This window comes from Pontibacterium sp., from assembly GCF_041587635.1.
GTDB lineage: Bacteria > Pseudomonadota > Gammaproteobacteria > Pseudomonadales > Balneatricaceae > Pontibacterium.
In genome coordinates this window covers 1-9246 of record NZ_JBFGYC010000101.1, presented here as the reverse complement: position 1 = coordinate 9246, position 9246 = coordinate 1, and the positions used below count along the sequence as shown (strand labels likewise).

General features: G+C 52.8%; 8 protein-coding genes. 3 read left to right on the top strand and 5 right to left on the bottom strand.

Annotated features, from left to right (window positions below; all coding sequences use genetic code 11):
* Both ABYW01_RS07330 and ABYW01_RS07325 read right to left on the bottom strand, forming a co-directional pair.
* Positions 1 to 196: response regulator transcription factor (locus ABYW01_RS07330; RefSeq protein ID WP_372831833.1), on the bottom strand; the 196-nt coding region annotated here is incomplete at its 3' end.
* Positions 197 to 219: 23 nt separating this feature from the next.
* Positions 220 to 1575, bottom strand: coding sequence for a cache domain-containing protein (locus ABYW01_RS07325; RefSeq protein WP_372831832.1), 1356 nt, complete (start codon positions 1573 to 1575; stop codon positions 220 to 222).
* A gap of 167 nt (positions 1576 to 1742) precedes the next feature.
* Here ABYW01_RS07325 and ABYW01_RS07320 point away from each other — a divergent pair, with 167 nt between their 5' ends.
* Positions 1743 to 2612 (top strand): DUF4922 domain-containing protein, encoded by an 870-nt coding sequence (locus ABYW01_RS07320; RefSeq protein WP_372831831.1) that lies wholly within the window; start codon positions 1743 to 1745, stop codon positions 2610 to 2612.
* Between the two features lie 319 nt (positions 2613 to 2931).
* Here the strand turns inward: ABYW01_RS07320 and ABYW01_RS07315 are convergent, their stop codons facing one another.
* Together ABYW01_RS07315 and ABYW01_RS07310 are read right to left on the bottom strand one after the other, a co-directional pair.
* Positions 2932 to 3585 carry a glutathione S-transferase family protein gene (locus tag ABYW01_RS07315; protein ID WP_372831830.1) on the bottom strand — a complete coding sequence of 218 codons (654 nt, stop codon included), beginning with the start codon at positions 3583 to 3585 and terminating at the stop codon, positions 2932 to 2934.
* Positions 3586 to 3687: 102 nt separating this feature from the next.
* Positions 3688 to 4737: a methyltransferase domain-containing protein gene (locus ABYW01_RS07310; RefSeq protein WP_372831829.1), complete on the bottom strand. Its 1050-nt coding sequence runs from the start codon at positions 4735 to 4737 to the stop codon at positions 3688 to 3690.
* Positions 4738 to 5049: 312 nt separating this feature from the next.
* Here ABYW01_RS07310 and ABYW01_RS07305 point away from each other — a divergent pair, with 312 nt between their 5' ends.
* Positions 5050 to 5901: a LysR family transcriptional regulator gene (locus ABYW01_RS07305; protein ID WP_372831828.1), complete on the top strand. Its 852-nt coding sequence runs from the start codon at positions 5050 to 5052 to the stop codon at positions 5899 to 5901.
* Between the two features lie 17 nt (positions 5902 to 5918).
* On the opposite strand, the gene ABYW01_RS07300 is transcribed toward ABYW01_RS07305, so the two are convergent.
* Complete coding sequence (locus tag ABYW01_RS07300; RefSeq protein WP_372831827.1) at positions 5919 to 7727, bottom strand: GGDEF domain-containing protein; 1809 nt, start codon at positions 7725 to 7727, stop codon at positions 5919 to 5921.
* 420 nt (positions 7728 to 8147) lie between these two features.
* Between ABYW01_RS07300 and ald the strand changes: the two genes are divergently transcribed.
* Positions 8148 to 9246 (top strand): alanine dehydrogenase (ald, locus tag ABYW01_RS07295; protein ID WP_372831826.1); only part of this gene is annotated, 1099 nt, incomplete at its 3' end.

The window sequence follows — 9246 nt, the reverse complement described above, 5'->3', positions numbered from 1 at the left end:
TCAACACCACATCGGGTTTGAGTTCGGCTGCCTTTTCCAGCGCCTGCTGCCCATTGTTGGCCTGCCCAATCACCTCAATACCGGGTTCGCTTTCCAGCCGGGCACTGATCCCTTCCAACACTAACGGATGATCATCCACCAGCAAGATACGGATGGTGCTGACTGCCGGATTGTCCTGGGTTCCGATGTGAGGCATAAGGTTCTCTTCTTAAATTGGGATCAGGTTACAGGTTCCAGCCTAAACATAGCACGCACGCGGGTGCCCATGGAGGGACGACTGCGAATCTCAAAACTACCGCCCAGCAATTCGGCCCTTTCGCGCATATTCATCAGACCGATCCCTTCGTGCTGTGAGCGGTTTGGCAAGGCAAAACCACAACCGTTATCTTTAAGATCAATCCGCAGGGTATTGTCCTGCGGCCAGATTCTGAGGACAACTTCAGTGGCTTGAGCATGACGCTCTACATTGGTAATCGCTTCCTGCACGATACGGTACAGGGTGATCTCAATATCATCGGGCAGTCGATGCTCAGGCAACTCTAAACGAATATTGTTATGGATGCCGGTGCGTTCAGCAAAATCATCCAGCATACTCACCAGCGCCGCCTTCAGACCCAGATCATCCAAAAGGCTTGGCCGCAGGTCGTGGGAGATCTGCCGGACTTCCTGAATCGCCTGATTTAACACATCACCGGCTTTATCCAGGTTTTCCTTCGCGCTCGCCGGGTCAGACTCTAATCGATCACGGCCCAACTCAATCCGAAACTTCACCGACACCATCAGCTGATTAATCCCGTCGTGCAGCTCACGGGCGAAGTTGCGTCGCTGATTCACCTGAAACTGCACGTACTTGTGGATAATCGCGCGTAAACGCTTGTCCGCCAACTGACCCGCATGCACGTTAATCGCCACACCGATCAAAATAATAATGATCACCGTCCCTGCCAGAATCATCAGCACAGTGAAAAAGGTATTGCGGATATTCCGGTCGACCAGACCCCGCGTCTTAGCCACCTCTTCTGCGATATCGTCGACATACAGACCGGTACCCATCATCCAGTTCAGCTTAGGAATATTCACCACATAACTGAGCTTGTCTTCCAGCCCGCCTTTTGAGGGTTTACGCCAGTGGTAACGAAAATACCCGCCACCGTCTTGTGCCTTTTGCAGTAACTCTCGTATCACAAAATTGCCGCGTTGATCCTGTAGGTTAATCAGGTTATCACCCACCAGCTCCGGCTGCTTGGGATGGACCAGATTGATACCTTGCTGATCGTAGGCAAAAAAGTAACCGTCATCACCGTAGGTCAGACTGTGCAGAATACGCTTAATTTCGGACTCCGCCGCCATATCACCCGGCTCATAATCCGCAACAATATGAGCAATAGAGGTCATCGCCAGGCTGAGATAGTTTTGCAACTCGTTGCGCTTGGCCGCCAGCAACTGCTCTTCAAAGGTACTGATCTCCTGTTCAGACAGGTCATGGGCTTGCCGTTGACTGATCAGCGTAATTGCGGCGGTCATCAGAATTAGCGGCAGCAGCGCCAACAGGAGTATTTTGGACTTGAGTGACATAGGAGAATGATAATTCCAAATTGAATTCATCGTGCCTGACAGCTGGGCAAAATTCCATCAGCTGCGATCCATTCTAGGTAGTAATACGTAGATATTGCGTACTAATACTCATGGTTTTCAGATTAGAATAACCGACAGTGATATGCAGGGATAACAGGGAAATACAGATGAACAATTCAGCAGCCACACTGATGCAGGATGTAGAACGAGTCACTCAGGGCGCGCTTGCCAGTGGTGCATTGCAATCCATCGACACAGCCTATGAACATGTCACGGATGCCGGGCAAAGCTTTTTACTGCGCACCCTCTCCAATCTGAAACGCAAAGAAGATGCGGCACAACGCTTAAAGAAAGCGGGAGATACCCGCCGTAATCCCTTTAAACCCTATGAAGAAGCCCTGTATGTACGCGATCTAGGCGATGATCATATCTGCTTGCTAAACAAATTTAACGTCGTCGATCACCACCTGCTGATCGTCACCCGAGAAATGGAATCTCAGCAAGATAAGATCAAACAGCGGGATTTTCATGCACTGGCGCAGGTGATGCAGGAGATCGACGGACTGGCCTTTTACAACGGCGGTAAAATCGCCGGTGCCAGCCAACCGCACAAACACCTTCAACTGATCCCTTTACCCATGACCGCCTGTCAGGAACTGCCCTTCTCCGACAGCCTGAATCAGCTGAAATCGGGACATCCCAACAGCCGTGTAGAACTTGGTTTCCCTCATTCGGGGATGCAACTGCCGGAAGGATTGTTCAATGATCCGGCCCGTGCAGCCGATGCCCTGAAAAACACCTACAATCAGCTGCGCGAAGAACTGGGAATAAAAGACGACGGCCTGCAAACCACCTCCGCTTACAACCTACTGATCACCCGCAAGTGGATGCTGATGGTCCCGCGCAGTGAGGAGTCGTTTGAAGGGATCTCGTTTAACTCGCTGGCCTTTGTCGGTGCCTTGCTGGTACGGTCAGAAGAGGAAGCGGTTAGGCTAAAAGAACATGGTTTGATGAAAGTGTTGGCAAGCGTTTGCTAACCCCTGAGGTGCATATCGCCCCCATACCTGTATCTTTGCACACCGCCAAACTCGCGAGTAACGTAAGCCACTGTATGGATTCCCACGGGGGACTGTGGGAACCAGAAATACTCACATCGCAATCTCGTTCCCACGCTCCTGCGTGGGAATGCAGACCAAAGCCGGAATCCTCACCGCAGCAAACCTAAACCTCTCTATGGATGCCTGCGGGGGACCGTGGGAACCAGAATCGCCTCAGCACTCGCTGAGTGCAAAGCTGCACAGGTAGGTTGGGATGAGCAAAGCGACTCCCAACACCAACCTAGCCAACCAGCAAGAGCTAGACGTCTATCCCCACCTCATCCGATTCAACGATCTCGGTTTCTCGTTTACCTGCATCAATCCACTCCTGCATCGCACGGTGATTCAGCACCGTTGCTATATAAGCACGACTCAGATCAGACACCTCAATACCATAGGTGTCAAAGCGGGACGCCACCGGGGCAAACATCACATCGGCGATACTGAATTCGCCAAACAGCCAAGGGCCTTGATCGGCGAAGCGTGCAAGCAAGCCCGACCAGATCACGTCAATCCGTGCCACATCCTGCATCGCGGCCGCTGACGGCTCGATCCGGCGTTTCGCTCGGCAGTTCATCGGCATCTCGCTGCGTAACGCCATAAAGCCGGAGTGCATCTCGTTCGCCACAGCGCGCGCCTCGGCACGGTCGGCTTTATCCACAGGCCAGCCGCGGCCATCCAGATAAGTTTCGCTGACGTATTCGCAGATCGCCAATGAGTCCCATACGGTCACATCGCCGTCCAGCAGCACCGGCACTTTGCCTGCCACACCCAGCTTTTCCAGCTCGCGGTAAAACGTTTCGGTATGCAGCAGCAGGCGGGTGTCTTTGAAGTCGAGATCAAATGCGGCCAGCATCAGCCAGCCGCGCAACGACCATGAGGAGTAGTTTTTGTTACCAACAATCAGTTCCATGAGTGAGTACCTGCTTCCGTTGAAAGTGCAGGTATTCTTACCGTTCGCCGTTACAAAAACTAACGAATAGTATTGATGCCACCTATTCGCAACGCTGATGGATCAGCAGCAACCACCGCCACTGCTGTCACTCTGTGTGTCTGTTTCGAATGGCATCAGGGTGCCGCAACCATCAAAGATACCGTAGTGGTTATCCCAGTTGCCGATGTAATCAAAGTGTTCCTGGAAACGGGTGTCGTGCAGCATTAGCCAGGTATTGCCGCACACCGGAAACACCTTACCCTTTTGGATACGATGATGCGCATCCAGCTCGAACACCTCTGGCATATGCTCGATGGTGCCTTTGTAGACCACGGCCTGACCGTAATCTTCACAAGCGTCTTCCAGCTCCGCTATTTTGAACAGACGGTAGGTGGCAGAGTAAAAGCCGATATGGCCGATCTTCTGCTCGATGCGCTCATTGTCGATGGTGATCGGGCGATCTTCCACTAGACGTGGATCGGCAAAACCCGCTTTCTTCGCCAGACGCAGGAAATCGTTCCAGTACAGCGCACCGGAGAGGCATTCACCATAGAGTTCAGGATCGGATTTGAGTGATGTCGGCACGCGACGATCCGCGTAAACATCAGAGAAATACAACTCACCACCCGGCTTCAGCAACCGATAGGCTTCACGAAACACCGCTTCCTTGTCCGGGCTCAGGTTGATCACACAGTTGGAGACGATCACGTCGAAGCTGTTATCCGGCAGGTCCAGTTCATCCAGCTTTTCAATATAACCTTTGCGGAATTCAACGTTGCCCGTAGTGTAACCGAAGGCGTCCTGATGGTAGGCCAGATGACGGTTGGCTACCTCCAGCTGCGCATCGGTCATATCAACACCGACCACACGACCCGACTCGCCCACAAACTGCGACAACACATAACAATCACGGCCACTGCCGCTGCCAAGATCAAGAATCGCACAGCCCTTCAGCTGCTCCGGTGCGACCAGACCGCAGCCGTAATAACGCGCCATGACCTCATCGTGCACCTTCGCCAAGGCATTTTTAACAAAGCGTGGCATTGAATCATCTGTGCAGCAGGCGTTTGTTTGCAGATCATCACTGCCCTGCAGTACCTCACCGTAATATTCCTGAACCTGTTCGTGCATCACTCTACCTTTATTACTGAGCCCATCACGGATATCCAACGGATACCCCTGTATCGAAAATACTGGATTTGATCACTATCGAGAGCGGGTAATATATCCCGTTGTGGCGGTTCTTGAACACCGTCAGCCATCATCTCTGCACTCTCTAACCACATCCGAACCACATAATGACAACAATTCGGGTGTGATTGCTCCCCTCCTTCAATTCGGCTATAACTCAGCGCACGACCTTCAGCGGATGACACCCTCGCCACGGCACCCGCGACAACACGGGCAATCATCGCCACCGACATGGATACCAAGGGACAAACGATGGATATTGAAGCACTGCGCAGTTTTATCGCTTTTGTGGATACCGGCAGCTTTACCCGCGCCGCGAAGCAGATCCACCGGACCCAAAGTGCGATCAGTATGCAGATGAAAAAGCTGGAGGAAGCAACCGGCAAGGAGCTGTTCATCAAAGAGGGCCGCAATCTGGGCCTGACCGAGCATGGCCGTAAACTGACCAGCTACGCCCGCCGGTTATTGGCAATCCACGATCAGGCGCTGAGCGACCTTAAACACCGCAGCGACCATCCGCCACTGATATTGGGCTGCCCCGATGACTATGCTGATTCCGTACTGCCCACACTGATCGCCCTCCTGCTGGAAACCCATCCGCAACAGGAGATCAGTATCCTCTGCGCCAGCAGCACCCGCCTGCGCGCGCTGTTGGATCGTGGCGAGATTCACGCGGCAATTCTGACCCGCGCACCGGAAAAGGATGAAGGTTATCTGCTGGTACATGATAAAGGTGTCTGGACCCACGGCGGATACCCAGAGCTGATAGAACGGGATGTACTGCCGCTGGTACTCTACGACGCTGACTGCAAATTTCACAGTACCGCCGTTGATGCACTGGAAAAGCAAAACCGCGCCTATCAGCTGATCGCCACCTCCTCCAGCGCCACCGCCCTGAAGGGATTGCTACTTAAGGGGATCGCCATCAGCGCACTGGCACGCTCAACCGTATCAAAGGATTTAACGGTTCTGGAAAGCACCGACCTGCCAGACCTTCCGGCGATCGATATTGTGTTAGCGCTGGCACCTCACCCCCACCCAGTATTAACGGCCGTGGGCGCGATGCGTATATCAGAGGCATTTGGCAAAAGAGAAAACCACTGAGGCAGGGACGCTATCCCCTACCCTAAGGCATACTCACACAGCGGCTCAGGGAGGTCACCTCCGCCACGCCGCCGCGAGACAAAAATGGCACTGCCCGGCAGCGCTTTTGCCTCTTTCTTGGCCTGTGACGCCAGTTCCGCCACCTCGTTGTGTGAGTCACAACGCCCCGCATCCGGGTGTACCACACCTATCGCCAACCCCAATAGTGGGAAGAAACGGGGTTCACCGTGACGATCCAGCGCTTCTATACCTTTACGCTGCAGATCCTGCGGCGAATAGAAAGAGCGCACCAGATCCTCAAACTCCTTAATGATGCGCTCGCAACTCGCCTGCCAACCATCACCGCGATAGATCACCACGAAGTCATCACCGCCGATATGCCCAACGAAGTTATGGTTGCCTGAGGCATGTCGGTTAAGCAGCTCACCCAACAAGCGAATCACCTGATCCCCTTTTGAATAGCCATAACAGTCGTTGTACGGTTTAAAGTTATTCAGATCAAAGTACGCCACCCGGAAATCAATCAGCTGACGCAGCATCAAATCGATCTCACGGTTGATCGGCACATTGCCCGGCAGCAGCGTCAACGGATTTGCATAACGCGCGTTGCGGATCTTCAGCTCGGTGATACGCTTCAACAGATCACGCACACTGCCCATCCCCAGATAACTGCCTTCCTGCGTAATAATGATGTCCTGCTTGAGCGCAAACTCATCCTGATCGGTCACGATCTGAGAGACGCGGGCCAGCGTGGTGGTGCTTTCCACTACCAGCACGTTCTGACTTAGCATCTTACTCACCGGTTTGTGCTCGTAGAGGGCACGCCCGTACTGCGATGAAAACATCTCCAGTAATTCGCTTTTCAGCACCACACCGATCGGTTTACCACCCACCAGCACCGGGATTGTGGTCAATTCTGTATTCTGTCGAAACAGCTGACTGACAAAACCTATTTTGTCATCCGGTGCGAGGGTCGGGGAGGATTTCAATAAGCTAAATGCGGTATCACTGATGTCTTGCGGGCTCTCAGCATTGGCCTCCCAATAACTGGCATCCGGCAAAAACGTATCAGGCTCAAAAGTGGGAACCGCACCGGGACGGCCCAGCAAGTAGCCCTGACCAATCGTCACACCCAGTTGCTGCAAGGCTCTCAGCTCATTACTGCGTTCGATCCCTTCAGCAATGATGTTACAGCGCATCGTTTGCGCGATATTACAGATAGAGCGCACAAACTCCTTTTTCACCGGATCCTGATCAATATTGGAGACAAAGTGCTTATCGATTTTGACGTACTCCGGGCGTAGCTCCGACCAGAGCTTCAAGCCTGAGTAACCGCTGCCCAGATCATCAATCGCAATCGCAAACCCCATATCGCGATAATGCTGCACGGCTGCTGCGGTCAGGCCATAGTGATCAAAGGGATGCTGCTCTGAGATCTCGATAACAATATCGCAGGTCGGGATATCCAACTCGCGCAACAGCTCTTCGGTGAAGCCGGTCTGATGTTCCGTCGAGCTTAAAAGGGAAGCACTGATGTTCAGAAACAACTTAGCGTCAGGTCTAAGCTCTGCGTAACGTTGCAGAGTCACCCGCCGACAGGCAAGTTCCAGCTCATTCTGCATCCCCTGCTTGATAGCCACACGGAACAACGCATCAGGATATTCAAGATCAGAACCTGAAGGTCCTCGAATCAGGGCTTCATATCCGATCACTTCATTGCGCCGCAGATCCACAATGGGTTGAAAGTGGGGATGAAGGAGATCCTCATTCAGAATCCTCTTGAGGTTAACCATTTCGTCCGAACCCGAGCCTAACCTCTTCTCCATGTTTCACTCCAATGCGCTGTCAGTTCAAACCACGCTACAACATCCAGATTGCAGTGAGGTGACACACCGCAGAGATCACACCCCGAATTACCGGTCCACCGAAATCATCCCTTATAGATAGTGTGTTCACACGCGACAACATCGGGCTCTGAATGCTGCATCGCAGCGTTCAGAAGCGGACAAAACGGATCGATTGCGAAAAATCCCTCTTAGGTGGTATCCAGCGTATACGACTTTAGAGCAGTATATTTATTAACCAATCAGGCACACTTTTTGCGCCTTTAATATCTCTGGATAAAGCGCAGCATTACCAGATTATTTCCTGCCATATTAAAATCTTCAAACAAATAAATCGACCAACCAGTGATAACCTAGATTTACTTCCTAAAAACAAAAGCAATAAAGTTCCGGAGATTTCGTATGTTGATTGGTGTACCTAAAGAGATTAAGAACCACGAATACCGTATTGGTATGACCCCTGCTGGTGTACGTGAGCTGGTTGCTGCGGGCCATGAAGTTATTGTTCAGCGTGACGGCGGTACCGCTATCGGCCTGACCAACGAACAGTATGAAGCAGCAGGCGCCAAACTGATCGACACAGCAAAAGAGATCTTTGCCAGCGCAGATATGATCGTAAAGGTAAAAGAGCCGCAGCCAAACGAATGCCGCATGCTGCGCCCAGGACAGATCCTGTTCACTTACCTGCACCTGGCTCCGGACCCAGAACAGACAAAACTGCTGGTTGAATCCGATGCCGTTGCCATCGCATACGAAACTGTAACTGACGATAACCGTGGTCTGCCTCTGCTGGCACCAATGAGTGAAGTCGCTGGCCGTATGGCGATTCAGGCAGGCGCACACTCTCTGGAGAAAGCACAATCTGGCCTCGGCACCCTGCTGGGTGGCGTACCGGGTGTAGCACCGGCGAAAGTGGTTGTTATCGGCGGTGGTGTTGTAGGTATCAACGCTGCACGTATGGCCATGGGCATGGGCGCAGACGTTACGATTCTGGATCGCTCCCTGCCACGCCTGAAAGAACTGGATGCTTTGTACGGCCCACAGCTGAAAACCCTGTACTCCAGCGCTGAAAGCGTAGAGCAGGAAGTGGTTGCCGCTGATCTGGTGATCGGTGCAGTACTGATTCCGGGCGCAGCAGCACCTAAGCTGGTTACGCGTGAAATGCTGACGAAGATGAAAGACGGCGCGGTACTGGTCGACGTTGCAATCGATCAGGGCGGCTGCTTCGAGACCTCTCGTGCAACCACGCATCAGGAACCAACCTACATCGTAGAAGACGTGGTTCACTACTGCGTAGCGAACATGCCGGGTGGCGTAGCACGTACCTCGACCTTCGCACTGACCAACGCAACACTGCCATTCGCGCTGGCACTGGCGAACAAAGGTTACAAACAGGCACTGCGTGATGATGCACATCTGGCAAATGGCCTGAACGTACACCGCGGCACCATCAACTACGAAGCCGTCGCAAAAGATCTGGGCTACGACTACGTACCTGCTG